Raw genomic sequence first — 14,860 nt, 5'->3', positions numbered from 1 at the left:
TCGACAAATCTCGGCCGAATGTCGCCGGTTTTTCCGATTTCCGTGCGCGCGAAAAATCAGCTCGTCTTTTCGCTTTTCGGCGGCTCGGCCGCGCCCGGCGTCATGATCGGCCGCAACGGCCAGCTCTATGAAGATATCTATATCGACGAATTCTGCGCGCGTAACGGCGTGTTCGATCCGTCTCGCCTCAGCGTTTGGTCTTCAACCTTGCGCGACATTCAGGAGATGGCGCAGGCGCGCGGAAAGAGCTTCGTCTATCTGATTTCGCCGTCCAAGGCGGCGCGCTATGCGGAAGACCTTCCGACGTCCGCGCCATGTGCGGCGCGCGCGACATCGATGCCGGACAAGCTCGCGCCCTATCGCGCGGCGCTTGACGAATCCGATGTGCGCTACGTGGACGGCCCGGCGCTCATTGACGCGGAAAAATCCAAACAAGCGATCGCGCTTTTTCCGCGCGGCGGCTCGCATTGGAACAGCGTCGGGGGCGCGCTCGCCATGCGCGAAGCGACGCGCGGGCCGTTGACGTCTCCCATCGGCGTGCTCGACTTTACGTCAGCGCCGGCGCCCGAAGCCCTCGGCACCGACCGCGACCTGCTGGACCTCTTAAATCTCTTGTGGCCTGACGCGCATTACCCAACGGTGACGATCGGTAGGGTAGGAGAGAAGGGCGATTGCGCGCGGGCGCCGCGGCTGCTCGCGCTTGGCGGAAGCTTTCTGCATCAGGTTCTGGCGGCGGCGACGCTCGCGCCCTGTCCGCCGCAAATCGACTATTGGTTCTATATGCGCACCGCGGACAACGGAATCGAACTCGGTCATTACCGGCGCGCGCCCGGCGACGCTTCGAACGGCGAACGGCTGGCGGCGACATCAGAAGAACTCGATGAAAACCTCGCCGGCGCCGACTTCATCCTGCTCGAAGAAAACGAAGCCGGCATCGCCACGACGAAGCAGATCGGGCATCTCGCCGAGGCGCTGCGCCGTCTGCCGTAGAGCCCTTGTCGCGCGGATCAGGCGGCCTGCGACGGGTCATCCCAATAGCCCTCGGAACGGGCGATTTTGGCGTATTCGGCATGCACCATGGCGGGGCCGTAGACTCGCTCGAGTCGGCGGACGATGAAATGTCCGCGCGCCAGACTCTGGAAGTGCTCGGTGAAGGCGACGTTGATGGCTGCGCCGCTGATCGCCCCGATCACCGGGACAGCTTGCGCCGCGGTTTTTTGCGAGACGACGACTCCAAAACGCGCCCCAATCGCGCCGATCAGACGGGCAAGCGCAGGCGCGGCCTCGCCGGAAACCTGCCAGACAGTCAGAAAGCGCGCCGCGTCCGACACGGATTTCGCGAGTACGGCGCGCAGCGCAAGATAGCCGCCCTCAAGAACGTTTCCCTCGGCGGAGTGTCCGCCCAGCGCGAAAACCTCCAGGCAGGCGAGAGCCGCACCCGGTTGACGCATGTCCTCTCCCTCCGTCTGCGCGATTTCCGCGATCGAGCGCAGCATGATCGTCGTCGACACCGGCAGTTCGATCGGCAGGCTGGCAAGCCCGACGGCACCGCCGACGCCTCCGGCAAGCGCCGCGAGACGTCGGTGGATCCGCACCGAATCCTTTCTTGGCTGTGCGTCGAGGCTCGCCATCGCCATTTTCATCGCTGCGGCGAGCGCTTTTTGCGTAGCGGCCGTCGCCGCCGCCTGCAGACGGGGCGGCAATGTCAAAGAGCCGAAGCCTAACTGTCGACTCGCCAATCCTGCCAGCCGCGACGCAAAACTCTGTCGTTCCAGCGCCGCGACGGCGGACCGCAGGGCTTCGACGTCTGACTGCGACAACCCCGCGTCGACGACAACGGGAAGCGGATGAGAATTCGTCACCGATGGGCCTGGGCTTTTTCGATTGCAGCTAAAATCGGACTCTTCCGCGGCCTTTGCAAGCGCTGCAAAGGCGTGACGATAAAAACGCCGATCCGCGAGGCGCGTGCGCCCGCGCACGGGATGCTTCCGGCAAATGATGTCTGTTCTGTGTCTGCCTGGAGCGGCGCTGTTGCATTTCGGCCCGCGTCCTGTACTGCAGGGCGCAATACTGCTAAGCGTGCGTTCGCGGCTCCGCTTCAGGCGCGGCTGTCGCAGATCGGCAAGAGGAGGACGGATGCTGAAAGTTGGTTTGGGTCGTGCGGTGAGCGGCGCCTGCCTGCTAGCGCTGTTGGCGCCAGCGAGCGCGTTCGCGGGCGATCGCGTCGGCACCTTGCAGTGTCGCTTGGCTGGAAACAGCATTAGCGTTGTGGTCGAAAATCAGCAGATGGACTGCATCTACCGTGACGATGCAGAAGGCGCGATTCCGGCTCATTATATCGGCGCCCTCACCAAGGTTGGCGCCAATCTGACGATCAATGGTCCTGGCGAACTTGCGTGGGGCGTCGTGGCGGCGACGAGACACATTGGTCCGGGCGCTCTTTCCGGCGCCTATATGGGCCCCGAAGTATCGGCCAAGGTTGGGGTCGGCGGCGGCGGCGCGATTCTCGTCGGCGGTTCCGACAACACTTTCTCGTTGCAGCCTTTCTCGGTGGAAGCAGGCGCCGGCGTGGGATGGACCGCGGGCGTGGAGCGCTTGACGCTCGCCTATGTTCCGCCGCCGCCTCCGCCGATGCCGCGCCGCCACCATTTCCATCATCACCACGGGCATTGGCGCCACGGCTAACGCTTCGGCGTCAAGCTGCGTGGCTCAGACCGGCTCGGAAAAACTCAGCAGCCGGTCGGTGGGGAAATCGTAAAGCCTCGCGCTCTCGCGCCATTCCGGCGCCAGCAGCGCGAGGCATTTTTTTGCGAATTCCTCTGGGGTTTTGAGCGTCATCGGATCCTCGCCCGGCATCGCCTGCGCGCGCATGCGCGTGCGCAGCGGGCCGGGATTGGCCAGCATCACCGTAACGCCGTCGCCGGCTGTTTCGGCGGCGTAAGTGCGGGCCATCGCTTCGAGCGCGGCCTTCGCGATCGCATAAGGCCCCCAGAACGGCTTCATCGTCGCGCGGTGCGCCGCGCCTGACGTGATGAAGACGACGCGCCCGGCGCCAGATGCGCGCAGAAGCGGGTCGAGCGAACGGATCAGCCGCCAATTCGCTGTGACATTGACGGCGATCACCCTGTTCCAGTCTTTCGGGTCGACGTGGGCGAGCGGCGACAGAGGGCCGAGCACCCCTGCATTGCCGACGAAGACGTCGAGCTTGCCCCAGCGCTCGAACAGCGCCGCGCCGAGACGATCGAGCGCGTCGAAATCGCCAAGATCGCATGGGACGAGCGTGGCCTCGCCGCCGAGCGCGCGAATCTCATCATCGAGTTCTTCGAGCGCGCCCTGCGTGCGCGCCAATGCGACGATATGCGCTCCCGTGCGGGCGAGTTCGAGCGCGAGGGCGCGCCCGATGCCGCGCGATGCGCCGGTGACAAGTGCGATGCGGGGGGAAGGGGGAGGACGCAAGAATTATCCGCCAGTGAAGTCAGGGATTGATGAGCTCGATTGGCAGACCCGAAAAATGTCGCACATTGTTCAAATACCGAAGCTGCGCTCGCTAGCGAACCAGCATCGATCGCCATGCGGACATGAGCCAGCGCATCCGCTCAGCTCGCCTCCGCCAGCAGCGACAATTGCGCGCGGTTTTCGCCGACGAGGTCGGTCAGCGACGTAGGGTAGTCGCCGGTGAAACAGTGGTCGGTGAACTGCGGCCGGATAGGATCGCGGCGCTCGTAGCCCATGGCGCGATAGATTCCGTCGACCGACAGGAAGGCCAGCGAGTCGCAGCTGATATATTCCCGCATCTCCTCGAGCGTATGCGTCGCGGCGAGCAGCTTTTCCTTCTGCGGCGTGTCGATGCCGTAGTAGTCGGGATGAGTGATGGGCGGCGACGAAATCAGGAAATGCACTTCCGTCGCCCCTGCGTCGCGCATCATCTGCACGATTTTCACCGAGGTCGTGCCGCGCACAACGGAATCGTCGATGAGGATCACGCGCTTCCCGGCGATGACGCAGCGGTTGGCGCTGTGCTTCATGCGCACGCCGAAATCGCGGGCGATCTGCGTGGGCTCGATGAAGGTGCGCCCGACATAGTGATTGCGGATGATGCCGAGCTCGAACGGCACGCCGGACTGTTGCGAATAGCCGAGAGCCGCTGGCACGCCGGAGTCCGGCACAGGCACCACGACGTCTGCCTCGATCGGGCGTTCACGCGCAAGTTCCGCGCCCATCGCCTTGCGCACCTCATAGACCGGACGGCCATGAACGATGGAGTCGGGACGGGCGAAATAGATATATTCGAAAATGCACGGGCGCATCGGCTGCGGCGGAAACGGCCGCATGCTGTGCAGGCCGTCTTCTGAAATCACGACGATCTCGCCATTCATCACGTCGCGCACGAAGCGCGCGCCGATAATGTCGAGCGCGCAGGTCTCCGACGCGAGAATGTATTTGCCGTTCAGTTCGCCGATGACGAGAGGACGAATGCCGAGCGGATCGCGCGCCCCAATCAGCTTCTTGTTGGTGAGCGCAACCAGCGAATAGGCGCCCTCGATCGAGCGAAGCGCTTCGATGAAGCGGTCGATCAGCAGCGGTTTGCGGCTGCGCGCGACGAGATGAAGAATAACCTCTGTATCCGAGGTCGACTGGAAGATCGCGCCCTCGCGGATCAACTCGCGCCGCAGCGTCTGGGCGTTGGTGAGATTGCCGTTATGGGCGACCGCGAAGCCGCCCGTATTCAGTTCCGCGAAAAGCGGCTGCACATTGCGCAGCATGGTCTCGCCGGTGGTGGCGTAGCGCACATGGCCTATGGCGGCGGGGCCGGGCAGGCGCTTGATCGTGCCTTCTTGAGAAAAGTGGTCGCCGACCAGTCCCAGTCGGCGCTCGCCGTGAAAGCGGCCGCCGTCGAAACTGACGATGCCGGCCGCCTCCTGCCCCCGGTGCTGCAGCGCATGCAGGCCCAGGGCAGCGATCGCTGCGGCGTCGGGCAGATCGAAGACGCCGAACACGCCGCAATATTCGCGGAGCCTGTCGCCGTCGAGATCGTCGGTCGGATCAACCTCGCGGGATGAGGATCGGTGAAAATCCTCGGCGGCCTCCGTCATGCTTCGTCCCCCGTGACGCGCCAGCGCCCGGCAATCCAGAGCGCCCGGGCGTCGTACTCCCGTCATATGTGCCAGCGGCGGGGTCCATCCGCAAGACCATCATTCAGGCTTACCAGCGGACTCCGGCGCCGCCTCGGCGCCCGCGTCGCCGGTCGAGGGCTGGACCTTGTCGGGCTCGAGGTCGGCCGGCGGCTCCTCATTCGCCGGACCGCCCTTCTTGGCCTTGATCTTGGCCAGGATGCTGTCGATATCGTCGGGCAGCATTTCGCGAAGCTTCTCGCCGCCGGCCGTCAGGAACGGTTTCGCGCGGGCGTCTTTGATCCATTGCGGCTGATTGGTTTCAGGCACGAGCCAGCTGTAAAAAACAAAGGCGACGACGGCGAGCAGGGCGCCGCGAACGGCGCCGAACACGAAGCCAAGCGTGCGGTCGAGCGCGCCGACCTTTGAATCGAGGATGATGTCCGACAGCTTCACCGTGATGAGCGTGATGGCGATCAGGGCGACAAAGAACACCGAGGCCACCGCAGCCGCCAGAGCGAACTCGTCCTTGCTGATGTATGGTTTGAAGTAGGGCAGGGCGAGCGGATAGAAGAAATATGCCGCCGCCGCCGCCACGACCCAAGAGATGATCGCAAGCACTTCGCGGGTGAAGCCGCGCAAAAGAGCGAGCATCCCCGACACCAAAACGACGGTAATCACTGCCAAATCAAGATATGACGGCATCGCTGGCCTCTTGCTTGTTCGCCCCGAGCTCTCGACGCTTCTGAATGGGCTGTTGGCCGCCTTCCGGCGACGCTTGCACGACCCTCTCCCGAACCTGCGTCAATTTTGCGCCGCCCTCGGTCGGGCGCCGTCGTTCCCGCAGGCCTACGGCTAGTTCACTGGCAGCCTTCTAACGCATCTTGACGCCGGCCGGAAACATTAAAGCGCGGGACTTCGGCCGCGCGCGATGGTTTTTTCGCGAGTCGATATGCGAGCGATGGAGGCGACGAGGGCACCGACGTCGGCGCAGGGGCGGATCGTCACGCCGGCGCCGCGCGCGTCGTCGGAAATCTGTTGGGATTGCGGGACGACGGCGTGATGGAATCCGAGCTTCCCGGCTTCGCTCAGCCGCATGCCGGGATGAATGACTGGCCGCACGGCGCCCGACAGTCCGATTTCGCCAAAAAAGAACGTGTCGGGCGGCAGGACAGCGCCCGTGAGCGACGAGACGAGCGCCGCTGCGGCGGCGAGGTCGGCGGCGGGCTCGTCGGCGCGAAAGCCGCCAGCCACGTTGAGGTAGATGTCATGCATGCCAAGCTTCAGCCCGCCATGCGCCTCGAGCACCGCAAGGATCATGGAGAGCCGGTTCTGCTCAAAGCCGACGACGGCGCGCCGCGGCGTGCCAAGCGACGTCGGCGCGACGAGCGCCTGGATCTCGATAAGCAGCGGACGCTGCCCTTCCATGCTCGCGACCACCGCCGCACCGGGCGCGCCCGCGTCCCGTCCGGCGAGGAAAAGCGCCGACGGATTTGAGACTTCGGCAAGGCCGAGGCTGGTCATCTCAAAGACGCCGATCTCGCCGGTCGCGCCAAATCGATTCTTGGAGGCGCGCAACATGCGGAAATGATGCGCGCCGTCGCCCTCGAAGGACAGCACTGCGTCGACCATGTGTTCGACGACTCGTGGGCCGGCGACCTGCCCGTCCTTGGTGACATGACCGACGAGGACGATTGTCGATCCCGTCGTCTTGGCGTGGCGGAGCAGCGCCTGGGCGCTGGCGCGCACCTGCGTCACCGTGCCGGGCGCAGACTCCGCCATGCTGGTGTGCATGGTCTGAATCGAATCGATCACGATCAGCGCCGGACGGCCGCCTGTCGCACAGGTGGCGAGGATGTCTTCGACCTGAGTCGCGGCGGCGAGTTCCACCGGCGCGTCGGCGAGATTGAGTCGGGTCGCGCGCAGGCGCACCTGCGCGACGGCCTCCTCGCCCGAAATATACACGACTCGCGCGCCGCGCCGCGCCAGAGCGGCGCACGCCTGGATGAGCAGGGTGGATTTGCCGATGCCCGGCTCGCCGCCGAGCAGCAGCACGGAGCCTGGAACGAATCCGCCGCCGGTGACCCGATCGAATTCATCAATGCCGGTCGTGATCCTCGGGGCCGACCGGGCTTCGCCTGCGAGTCCCTCAAGTTCGAAGACGCGGCCGCGGGCGGCTCGGCGGGTGATCTGGGCGGCGCCGGCGCCGGATTCTTCAACGAGGCTGTTCCATTCGCCGCAGGAGTCGCAGCGTCCCTGCCACCGCCATGAGGCTGCGCCGCAGTTTTGACAGACGTAGACCGCCCGGCTTTTGGCCATGCGTGTTTGGCGCATGGAGTTCCAATGCTTGTCAAGCCGGGACGACGCCCTTCAAGCGCGTCCCGTGCTCGAAATGTCAGTCGTCGCCGTTGATTCTCGCTCGCAGAATGTTCGAGGGCTTGAACGAGACGACGAGCCGCGCCGAAATCTTCGCGCCTGCGCCCGTCTTCGGATTGCGTCCCAGCCGCTCTTTCTTTTCGCGCACCAAAAAAGCGCCGAAGGAAGACAGCTTGACGTCTTCGCGCGAGATGATGCGTTCGAAAATCTCTTCGAGCACCATTTCTACGTATTTCGCAGACTCCGCCCGCGGTATGCCGACCTTGCGATGGATCGCGTCTGCAAGGTCTGAGCGAGTCAACGCGCCCCTTCCCGCCATACGCCTTTCTTCCGTCGAGCCGTCCGGCTTAGCGGTCGCGTCCCCCTTGGCCATCTTCCGCCTTACGCCTGATCATAATTGAACTACGAAGCGCGTCGGATGGGACGACCGGGCGCAATTAAGAGTGGCGCCCCCCGCCCGCAGCGGGGTTCTCCACGGCTGTCGGAATTTTTCAGAATTGTATACAGAAATCAAGCGCAGGTTGTATTCGCCCGCGATATTTCTTTCCAATATTTGGCTTTAAGGAAATTACTATTGTATTACGCCAGCTTACCAGCGTATCAGGGCCGATCCCCACGTAAAGCCGCCGCCGACGGCTTCGAGCATGACGAGGTCGCCCCGTTTGATTCGTCCGTCCGCCGCGGCGACCGCTAAAGCCAGAGGCACGGATGCGGCGGAGGTGTTGCCGTGCAAATGCACGGTGGCGATGATTTTTTGCGGCGCAATTCCGAGCTTTTGCGCCGACATGTCGATGATTCGCCGGTTGGCCTGATGGGGGACGAACCAGTCGAGATCGTCAGCCATCAGTCCCGTTGCGGCGAAAGCGTCCTTGACGACGTCCGTGACGTGACCGACCGCGAAGCGGAACACTTCTTTGCCTTCCATGCGCAGATGGCCGACGGTCTGCGTCGCGGAAGGGCCGCCGTCGACATGGAGCTTCGCGCGATGGCGTCCGTCCGAGCGCAGATGCGTCGTCAGCACCCCGCGTTCTTCGATGCCGCCCTGAGACGGTCGCGCTTCGAGCACCATCGCGCCGGCGCCGTCGCCAAACAGCACGCAGGTCGTGCGGTCGGTCCAATCAATGATGCGGGAGAAGGTTTCGGCCCCGATCACGAGCGCGCGCTTGTGCGACCCCGAACGCAGGAATTTCTCCGCTGTAGCGACAGCGAAGACGAACCCGGAGCAGACCGCCTGCAGATCGAAGGCCACGCCATGCGTAATACCGAGCGCGGCTTGAATTTGCGTTGCGGTTGAAGGGAAGGTCCAGTCTGGCGTCGACGTCCCGACGATGATCAGGTCGATGTCGTCGGCGTTGAGTCCGGCGTCGGCGAGCGCCGCGCGCGCCGCCTTTTCCCCCAGCATCGACGTCGTCTCGCCTTCCGCGGCGATATGGCGCTCTTTGATGCCGGTACGCTGCATGATCCACTCGTCGCTCGTGTCGACGAGCTTGGCCAGCTCGTCGTTGGTGAGCGTCTTTTCAGGCAGATAGGCGCCGACGCCGAGCACGACGGAGCGCAGTTGAGGCATGCTTGTCGTCACTGAGCGGTTTCCCGGGGCGGACTGGTCTGATCGGCGCCGTCATGTTCCCTGAGCCTGTGCGCCAGCGCGACAGTGTCGCGAATACGATTGAGAAGATCGCCGCCGGCCATCTCGTGGCCGATCTCGATGGCGCGCGCAAAGCCGACCGAATCGGCGCCGCCATGGCTTTTGATGACGATGCCTTCGAGTCCGAGAAACACGCCGCCATTCGTCGCCCTAGTGTCCATTTTGGCGCGCAACTCGCGGAAGGCGCCTTGCGCCAGAACATAGCCAAGCTTGGCGAGCAGCGTGCCGCCCATCGCCTGTTTGAGATAGGCGGCGATCTGCGCGGCGGTCCCTTCGGCGGTTTTGAGCGCGATGTTGCCGGTAAAGCCGTCAGGCGTGACGACGACGTCGACAACGCCCTTGCCGATGCCATCGCCCTCGACGAAACCGCGATAGTCGAAACCGGGCAGATTAAGGTCGCGTAGCATGGTGGAAGCGGCCTTGACCTCCTCGATCCCCTTGATTTCCTCGGCGCCGACATTGAGCAGGCCAACGGTGGGGCGCGCGAGATTCAGCATGACCCGCGCCATCGCCGCGCCCATGATCGCGAGATCGACGAGATGGCTCGCGTTCGCCCCCAGCGAGGCGCCGACGTCGAGCACGACGGATTGGCCGCGAAGCGTCGGCCAGAGACAGGCGAGGGCGGGCCGATCGACACGGGCCATCGTATGCAGGCAAACTTTCGCCATCGCCATCAGCGCGCCAGTATTGCCGGCGGAGATCGCGACGTCGGCGTCGCCCTTTTTGACGGCCTCGATCGCCAGCCACATCGAGGAGACTCGGCGGCCGGAGCGCAGCGCCTGGCTTGGCTTGTCGTCCATGCGGACCGAGACGGCTGCGTGACGCACCTCAGCGCGCTCGGCGAGGCGGGCATGGCGGTTGAGTTCGGCGCGAATCGCCGACTCGTCTCCGACGAGCAGAAAACGGCTGTCGGGACGCCGCTCCAACGCCAGGGCGGCGCCCGCGATGGTCACCTTCGGACCAAAATCGCCGCCCATCGCGTCGAGCGCGATCCGAACAGTTTGCGGCATTTATCCCGTTTCTCCCGACTGCGCGCCTGGATCAGCCGCCTTGTCGCTATTGGCTCGATCTATTGGCCGGCTTTTGTGACGCGTCCGAGAAGCGCGTCTGCGCTCCCGCCCCTGCGGGCGACTTGCCATTTGCCGGCCATGCGCGCAAGTGCCTATTGCGCCTCGCCTCAAGGGTCGCGGGGCGGTTTGAGGCGTCCCAGGGCGGCAAAGGGCGAAACGACCTGAGCTGCGTCGCCGGACGGCTCGATGAAATGCACGCCCGGCTTGCGCGGATAGGGATCGAGCGCCAGCGTAAAGAATTCCGACGCGACCGCTCCGAGATCGACCGCGCCGCCGATCAACGGATCGGGCGGATCCTCATCCAGGGCGATTTCGGCAGGTTCGTGCCTCCTTCGGCTGCGCGGCGCTTCTTCGGGCGGCGACGCAAAGCGCATATGGATCGGCTCGATGAGCTGCGAATCGAATTCCTCCAAGGTCGCGACGCAGGTCTGTCTGATCCTGGCGCGCAATTCGCCGTCGACCTTCAGCCCATCGCCGCGCCACCGTTGCGCCCGAAGCTCGGCTTGCAGCGCATGCACGGCGGGAAGCCCGTTTTGCGAAGCCAAGGCGCCGCATTCGTCGGGCGTGGCGCTGATGTCGACGTCGAGACCTTCGGGCGGCACGTCGGAAACCGCGAGCCGCCGCGATAGCGGCGGTCGAGAGTCGGAAAAACTGTTCATGGCGGTCTGGCCTCCCGGTCGTGCGCGTTCCATCAAAACAGATATGTAAGCCGGCGCACAGACGCCAGCGCTGTCAGAGCGCAGGAAAGCGCCGTCTTGCTTTCGCTGCGTTCGAAGATTACGGAGTTGGCGAGGCGCTATATGCCGGGCGCAGGCGCGCCGCGGCGGAGGATTGCGGAGACACACATGGCGCAGGCTTTGCGCATCGCTTCTCGTTTGGCGGCAGCCGCAGGGGTGGCCGTTTCGCTTTCAGGTTGTCTTGGCTATGAGGGCGTCGTCAATCGCGGCGCCGTCCTCGATTCGCGCAGCACCTCGCAAGTCAAGGTCGGCATGCCGGCGCAGCAGGTGATGGCGACCCTTGGCACGCCCTCCACGACGTCGACGGTCGGCGGCGACGCCTGGTATTACGTCAGCCAGCGCATCGAGCGGAAATTCGCCTTCATGCCGCAAAACATTACCGAACAGCGCGTCTATGCGGTCTATTTCGATAAGTCGAAGAAAGTGCAGCGCCTTGCCGATTACGGCATGGAGGACGGCAAGCCGATCGACTTCATCTCCCGCACGACGCCGACGGCCGGTCCTGAATATCATTTGCTGCAGGGCATGCTCTCTAAAGTGACCAATCTCTTGTAACGACTCAGCCCTCTCGTTCTGGACGCGGCCCCTGGCGCATTGGCGGCTCGACTGATGGCGTCAATGTGACGACCGCGGGGCGTCAATTCTGCCAACCAACTGTGAATGTTGGAGTTTTTAGCTGTGGAGCGCCTGCCGCGCAGCCACAATTGCGGCGCGAGCATGGCTCCGACCGTCGATCTTTTGCCCCGCCTCGCAGGTAACCTTCTGTTTACGCAAAATTTGCGTAATTGTGGAGAACCCGCGAAGCATGACGGTCACGCTGACGAACGCCCCGCCGCCCGCCAAGGACGAAAAGGTCGCGTCGCCTCGCTCAGGACGGCGGTCGAACAGTTCGTCCCGAGCAAATCTGTCGAATTTGCTGCTCGATCGATCCTGTTCTCCCTTGTTGCGCGCGTTCTGCGTCGCGACGCTGCTTTCCGTGGTGGCCGTGCTGGCGATGACCGGAGCGCGCGACGACTTGCGACGGCCGGAGCGGACTGCGCGCGCCGCGCGCTTGCGTGTCGCCGCTTCTCCGTTGACGACGCTCAGGACCGACGTCGTCGGCGACGAGGATACCGCCCTCGACTCCGACTTTTCTCTGGAGCAGGCGGCGCTCACCTGGTCCCATCGTCTCGACGACGACAATTTCTCCGAGACGCCGGGCGTGATGCGCTTCGGATCGGTCAAGATCCACCAGTCGATCGTCGAGCACGTCGTCAAGGCGGCGCAGACGACCGAGATGGATCCGGCGCTTCTCATGGCCATTGCTGACAAGGAGTCGAATTTTTCCTCGACGGCGAAGGCGCGGACCTCTTCGGCGAGCGGCCTCTTCCAGTTCGTCGAAAGGACCTGGCTTAAGGCGCTGAAAACCTTCGGCTGGCGCCACGGTCACAGCGATACGGCGGCGGCGATCGCGAGCGACGATGCGCCGCGCGTCAACGGTCAAAAGCGGGCGCAAATCCTCAATCTGCGCAACGATCCCTACCTTTCCGCCGTTCTCGCCGCGGAAATGCTCAAGAAGGACAGCGCCAGGATCGCCGAAAAGATCGGCCGTCCGCTGACGTCTGGCGAGACCTACCTCATCCACTTTCTAGGGCCGGACGACGCCGAGCGTTTCATGAGAACCGTGGATGAGGCGCCGCACACTTCTGCGGCGGCGCTGCTGCCGAGGCCGGCGCGCGCCAACAGGCCGATCTTCTATGAACAGCAGGGGCGCCGGCTAAAAGTTCGCTCGGTCCAGGAGGTGCACGAAGCCTTCGAGACCATGATGGACAAGCGCACCAGCCGCTACGAGGACGTGGTCGCCAAGCTTCCCGGAGGCGCCACGGCCTATGCCGAGTGAGTACGGCGTGGGGGTAGAAAGTAGGGAGTAGAGCTACTCACTCACTTTCCCATCATCAGGTCGAGATTTTGCGCCGCCGCGCCGGCCGCGCCCTTGCCGAGATTGTCGAGCCGGGCGACGAGCAGGACGTGACCGCGCGGCGCATTGGCGAAGACGAAGACCTCCAAGTCATCGGTCCCGTTCAGCGCCAGGGCGTCGAGCTTGCCGTTCGCCGGCGCCGCTTCGAGCCGGACATGTTTTGCGCCGTCGTAATGACGCGCATAGGCGTCTTCGAAGTCCCCCGCTCCGGGCTTGCCGGGCAAGGCGTCAAGCACGAGCGGAATGGAGACAAGCATGCCCTGGCGGAAGTTGCCGACGGAGGGAACGAACAACGGCCGTGCGGAAAGTTTCGCATAGGCCATGATCTCAGGCACATGTTTGTGCTCGAGACCGAGCGCGTAGAGTTCGAACTCCGGCGCCTTGCCGCTCTCATAGGCTTCAATCATCTGCCGCCCGCCGCCCGAATAGCCTGAGACAGCGTTGATCGTCAGCGGCTGGTCCGACTGGATGAGACCGGCGTCGACGAGCGGGCGAATGAGCGCGATGGCGCCTGTCGCATAGCAGCCGACATTGGCGACGCGGCGGCTTGCGGCGATTTTCGCCGCCTGTCCCTTGCAGAGTTCGGCGAAACCGTAGACCCAACCTCTTGCGACGCGATGGGCGGTGGAGGCGTCGAGCAACCTCGGGCCGCGCTCGCCGAGGGCGTCGCAGAGCGCGACGGTTTCCTTCGCGGCATCATCCGGCAGACAGAGGATGGCGATGTCAACCGACGCGAGAATGTCGCGCTTGGCGGCGATCTCCTTTCGCCGCTCCTGCGGGAGCGCAAGGAGCGAAATGTCCGAGCGCCCGGCGAGCCGGTCGCGGATTTCGAGCCCGGTGGTGCCGGCGTCGCCGTCGATGAAGATCTTAGTCGTCATGGCCCGCATCTAATCGATTTCGTGAGGGAGAAAAAGATTGGCGGCGAAAGCCGTCGGACGTTTTTGACGTGAACGGCGCTCCGGCCTATAGCGCGGCGGGAAGCGTACGCCTTGCTCCATCGGGCGACGCCCATCCAAAGTTGAGCCCATGACCGACAGTCCATGCGTAAAGATTTGCGAACTCGATGAGGACGATGTGTGCGTCGGCTGCGGCCGAACGCGCGCCGAGATCGCCGGCTGGACGTCGATGACTGAACCGCAAAGGGCCAAGATCGTCGAGCTGGCCGCGCAGCGCAGGTCTGTGGGCAGTCGCAAAACGGTCGCGCGCCGCCAAATTATCGGCAACAGATAGGCTGTCGCCGGCTCGCCAATCCGCTAACTTACGTCCTGAAGGCGAATGAGTCGCGCCTCCAAAGGGAGGAGAGATCATGGCGAAAGAGGTAACGGAAAGAGGCGCGTTGCGAGCCTATGCGCTGCGGCTGTTGGATTCGGTCTACAACGCTTCGGTCTATTCGGTGATCGGCTATAGCGCGCTATTGGCCATGCTTGCAGTCATCGGTTTGGCGGTCTTTTTGAAAATCATTTACGTGCCCGAATTTCATCCCTGGTAGCCGCGTTCATTGCGAAAGCGCCTGCTCATCGTCGCGCATGCGCCGTCGCGCAACACCGAGCGGCTGAGGGATGCGGTCGTCGCCGGCGCGCGCGCGCCTGAGATCGAGGACGTCGACGTCGAGGCGATGAACCCCTTCGCGGCGACGCCAAATGACGTTCTCGCCGCGCAGGCGGTCATTCTCGGCACCACCGAAAATCTCGGCTATATGAGCGGCGCGCTGAAGGACTTCTTCGACCGCTGTTACTATCCCCTGCTGGAGCGCAGCCAGGGCCTGCCTTACGCGCTTTACATTCGCGCCGGCCATGACGGAACCGGAACGCGGCGCGGCGTCGAGACGATCGTCACCGGCCTGCGCTGGCGCGCGGTCCGCGAGCCGCTGATCTGCCGCGGCGAGTGGCGGGAGGACTTTGTCGACTCCTGCCGCGAATTGGGGATGCTCGTCGCGGCAGGGCTCGATTTAGGCGCCTTTTGAG

Annotated in this window: 17 protein-coding genes; 7 read left to right on the top strand and 10 right to left on the bottom strand. The window is 64.2% G+C overall.

The window, feature by feature from the left end:
- On the top strand, positions 1-990 hold a 990-nt coding region (locus QZ964_RS12380), incomplete at its 5' end, for an alginate O-acetyltransferase (protein ID WP_292531966.1).
- A 17-nt stretch (positions 991-1,007) separates the two neighbouring features.
- On the opposite strand, the gene QZ964_RS12375 is transcribed toward QZ964_RS12380, so the two are convergent.
- Positions 1,008-1,862 (bottom strand): EcsC family protein, encoded by an 855-nt coding sequence (locus tag QZ964_RS12375; RefSeq protein ID WP_292531965.1) that lies wholly within the window; start codon positions 1,860-1,862, stop codon positions 1,008-1,010.
- Between the two features lie 274 nt (positions 1,863-2,136).
- On the opposite strand from QZ964_RS12375, the gene QZ964_RS12370 reads away from it, so the two are divergent.
- The gene (locus QZ964_RS12370; RefSeq protein WP_292531964.1) at positions 2,137-2,685 is read left to right on the top strand and encodes a DUF992 domain-containing protein; all 549 of its coding nucleotides are present in this window, start codon (positions 2,137-2,139) and stop codon (positions 2,683-2,685) included.
- A 24-nt stretch (positions 2,686-2,709) separates the two neighbouring features.
- Here QZ964_RS12370 and QZ964_RS12365 read toward each other — a convergent pair whose 3' ends face one another.
- The 8 genes from QZ964_RS12365 to QZ964_RS12330 all read right to left on the bottom strand — a co-directional run bounded on the left by QZ964_RS12365 (position 2,710) and on the right by QZ964_RS12330 (position 10,861).
- A complete protein-coding gene (locus QZ964_RS12365) occupies positions 2,710-3,456 on the bottom strand; it encodes an SDR family NAD(P)-dependent oxidoreductase (RefSeq protein ID WP_292531963.1) in 747 nt (248 codons plus the stop codon).
- Positions 3,457-3,596: 140 nt separating this feature from the next.
- Positions 3,597-5,093, bottom strand: coding sequence for an amidophosphoribosyltransferase (gene purF, locus QZ964_RS12360; protein WP_292531962.1), 1,497 nt, complete (start codon positions 5,091-5,093; stop codon positions 3,597-3,599).
- A 99-nt stretch (positions 5,094-5,192) separates the two neighbouring features.
- Positions 5,193-5,816, bottom strand: coding sequence for a CvpA family protein (locus tag QZ964_RS12355; protein WP_292531961.1), 624 nt, complete (start codon positions 5,814-5,816; stop codon positions 5,193-5,195).
- Between the two features lie 198 nt (positions 5,817-6,014).
- Complete coding sequence (gene radA / locus QZ964_RS12350) at positions 6,015-7,430, bottom strand: DNA repair protein RadA (protein ID WP_292531960.1); 1,416 nt, start codon at positions 7,428-7,430, stop codon at positions 6,015-6,017.
- Positions 7,431-7,506: 76 nt separating this feature from the next.
- Positions 7,507-7,860 (bottom strand): integration host factor subunit alpha, encoded by a 354-nt coding sequence (locus QZ964_RS12345; protein ID WP_292531959.1) that lies wholly within the window; start codon positions 7,858-7,860, stop codon positions 7,507-7,509.
- A gap of 216 nt (positions 7,861-8,076) precedes the next feature.
- Positions 8,077-9,054 carry a beta-ketoacyl-ACP synthase III gene (locus tag QZ964_RS12340; protein WP_292531968.1) on the bottom strand — a complete coding sequence of 326 codons (978 nt, stop codon included), beginning with the start codon at positions 9,052-9,054 and terminating at the stop codon, positions 8,077-8,079.
- An 8-nt stretch (positions 9,055-9,062) separates the two neighbouring features.
- A complete protein-coding gene (gene plsX / locus QZ964_RS12335) occupies positions 9,063-10,142 on the bottom strand; it encodes a phosphate acyltransferase PlsX (RefSeq protein WP_292531958.1) in 1,080 nt (359 codons plus the stop codon).
- Between the two features lie 167 nt (positions 10,143-10,309).
- Positions 10,310-10,861 (bottom strand): DUF177 domain-containing protein, encoded by a 552-nt coding sequence (locus tag QZ964_RS12330; protein WP_292531957.1) that lies wholly within the window; start codon positions 10,859-10,861, stop codon positions 10,310-10,312.
- A 186-nt stretch (positions 10,862-11,047) separates the two neighbouring features.
- Here QZ964_RS12330 and QZ964_RS12325 point away from each other — a divergent pair, with 186 nt between their 5' ends.
- Together QZ964_RS12325 and QZ964_RS12320 are read left to right on the top strand one after the other, a co-directional pair.
- Positions 11,048-11,494, top strand: coding sequence for an outer membrane protein assembly factor BamE (locus QZ964_RS12325; RefSeq protein WP_292531956.1), 447 nt, complete (start codon positions 11,048-11,050; stop codon positions 11,492-11,494).
- A 250-nt stretch (positions 11,495-11,744) separates the two neighbouring features.
- On the top strand, positions 11,745-12,818 hold the full coding sequence (locus QZ964_RS12320; RefSeq protein ID WP_292531955.1) for a transglycosylase SLT domain-containing protein: 1,074 nt from the start codon (positions 11,745-11,747) through the stop codon (positions 12,816-12,818).
- Positions 12,819-12,859: 41 nt separating this feature from the next.
- Here QZ964_RS12320 and argC read toward each other — a convergent pair whose 3' ends face one another.
- Entirely contained in the window at positions 12,860-13,774 is a 915-nt protein-coding gene (argC, locus tag QZ964_RS12315; RefSeq protein ID WP_292531954.1) for an N-acetyl-gamma-glutamyl-phosphate reductase, read from the bottom strand.
- A gap of 148 nt (positions 13,775-13,922) precedes the next feature.
- On the opposite strand from argC, the gene QZ964_RS12310 reads away from it, so the two are divergent.
- From QZ964_RS12310 to QZ964_RS12300, 3 genes are all read left to right on the top strand, one after another.
- Positions 13,923-14,126, top strand: a complete 204-nt coding sequence (locus QZ964_RS12310) for a DUF1289 domain-containing protein (protein WP_292531953.1) — start codon at positions 13,923-13,925, stop codon at positions 14,124-14,126.
- A 76-nt stretch (positions 14,127-14,202) separates the two neighbouring features.
- The gene (locus QZ964_RS12305) at positions 14,203-14,385 is read left to right on the top strand and encodes a hypothetical protein (protein WP_292531952.1); all 183 of its coding nucleotides are present in this window, start codon (positions 14,203-14,205) and stop codon (positions 14,383-14,385) included.
- A gap of 9 nt (positions 14,386-14,394) precedes the next feature.
- Positions 14,395-14,859 (top strand): flavodoxin family protein, encoded by a 465-nt coding sequence (locus QZ964_RS12300; RefSeq protein WP_292531951.1) that lies wholly within the window; start codon positions 14,395-14,397, stop codon positions 14,857-14,859.
- The last annotated feature ends 1 nt before the right edge of the window (position 14,860 follow it).

Origin of the sequence: Methylocystis sp., assembly GCF_021731785.1 — a bacterium.
Classification (GTDB): domain Bacteria; phylum Pseudomonadota; class Alphaproteobacteria; order Rhizobiales; family Beijerinckiaceae; genus Methylocystis.
The sequence above is the reverse complement of the archived record's forward strand: the minus strand, read 5'-3'. Positions and strand labels throughout refer to the sequence as shown.

Coding starts and splice junctions, on each gene's coding strand:
- QZ964_RS12370 (WP_292531964.1), top strand. CDS start 2,137: ATGCTGAAAGTTGGTTTGGGTCGTGCGGTGAGCGGCGCCTGCCTGCTA.
- purF (WP_292531962.1), bottom strand. CDS start 5,093: ATGACGGAGGCCGCCGAGGATTTTCACCGATCCTCATCCCGCGAGGTT.
- QZ964_RS12355 (WP_292531961.1), bottom strand. CDS start 5,816: ATGCCGTCATATCTTGATTTGGCAGTGATTACCGTCGTTTTGGTGTCG.
- radA (WP_292531960.1), bottom strand. CDS start 7,430: ATGGCCAAAAGCCGGGCGGTCTACGTCTGTCAAAACTGCGGCGCAGCC.
- QZ964_RS12345 (WP_292531959.1), bottom strand. CDS start 7,860: ATGGCCAAGGGGGACGCGACCGCTAAGCCGGACGGCTCGACGGAAGAA.
- QZ964_RS12340 (WP_292531968.1), bottom strand. CDS start 9,054: ATGCCTCAACTGCGCTCCGTCGTGCTCGGCGTCGGCGCCTATCTGCCT.
- plsX (WP_292531958.1), bottom strand. CDS start 10,142: ATGCCGCAAACTGTTCGGATCGCGCTCGACGCGATGGGCGGCGATTTT.
- QZ964_RS12330 (WP_292531957.1), bottom strand. CDS start 10,861: ATGAACAGTTTTTCCGACTCTCGACCGCCGCTATCGCGGCGGCTCGCG.
- QZ964_RS12325 (WP_292531956.1), top strand. CDS start 11,048: ATGGCGCAGGCTTTGCGCATCGCTTCTCGTTTGGCGGCAGCCGCAGGG.
- QZ964_RS12320 (WP_292531955.1), top strand. CDS start 11,745: ATGACGGTCACGCTGACGAACGCCCCGCCGCCCGCCAAGGACGAAAAG.
- argC (WP_292531954.1), bottom strand. CDS start 13,774: ATGACGACTAAGATCTTCATCGACGGCGACGCCGGCACCACCGGGCTC.
- QZ964_RS12310 (WP_292531953.1), top strand. CDS start 13,923: ATGACCGACAGTCCATGCGTAAAGATTTGCGAACTCGATGAGGACGAT.
- QZ964_RS12305 (WP_292531952.1), top strand. CDS start 14,203: ATGGCGAAAGAGGTAACGGAAAGAGGCGCGTTGCGAGCCTATGCGCTG.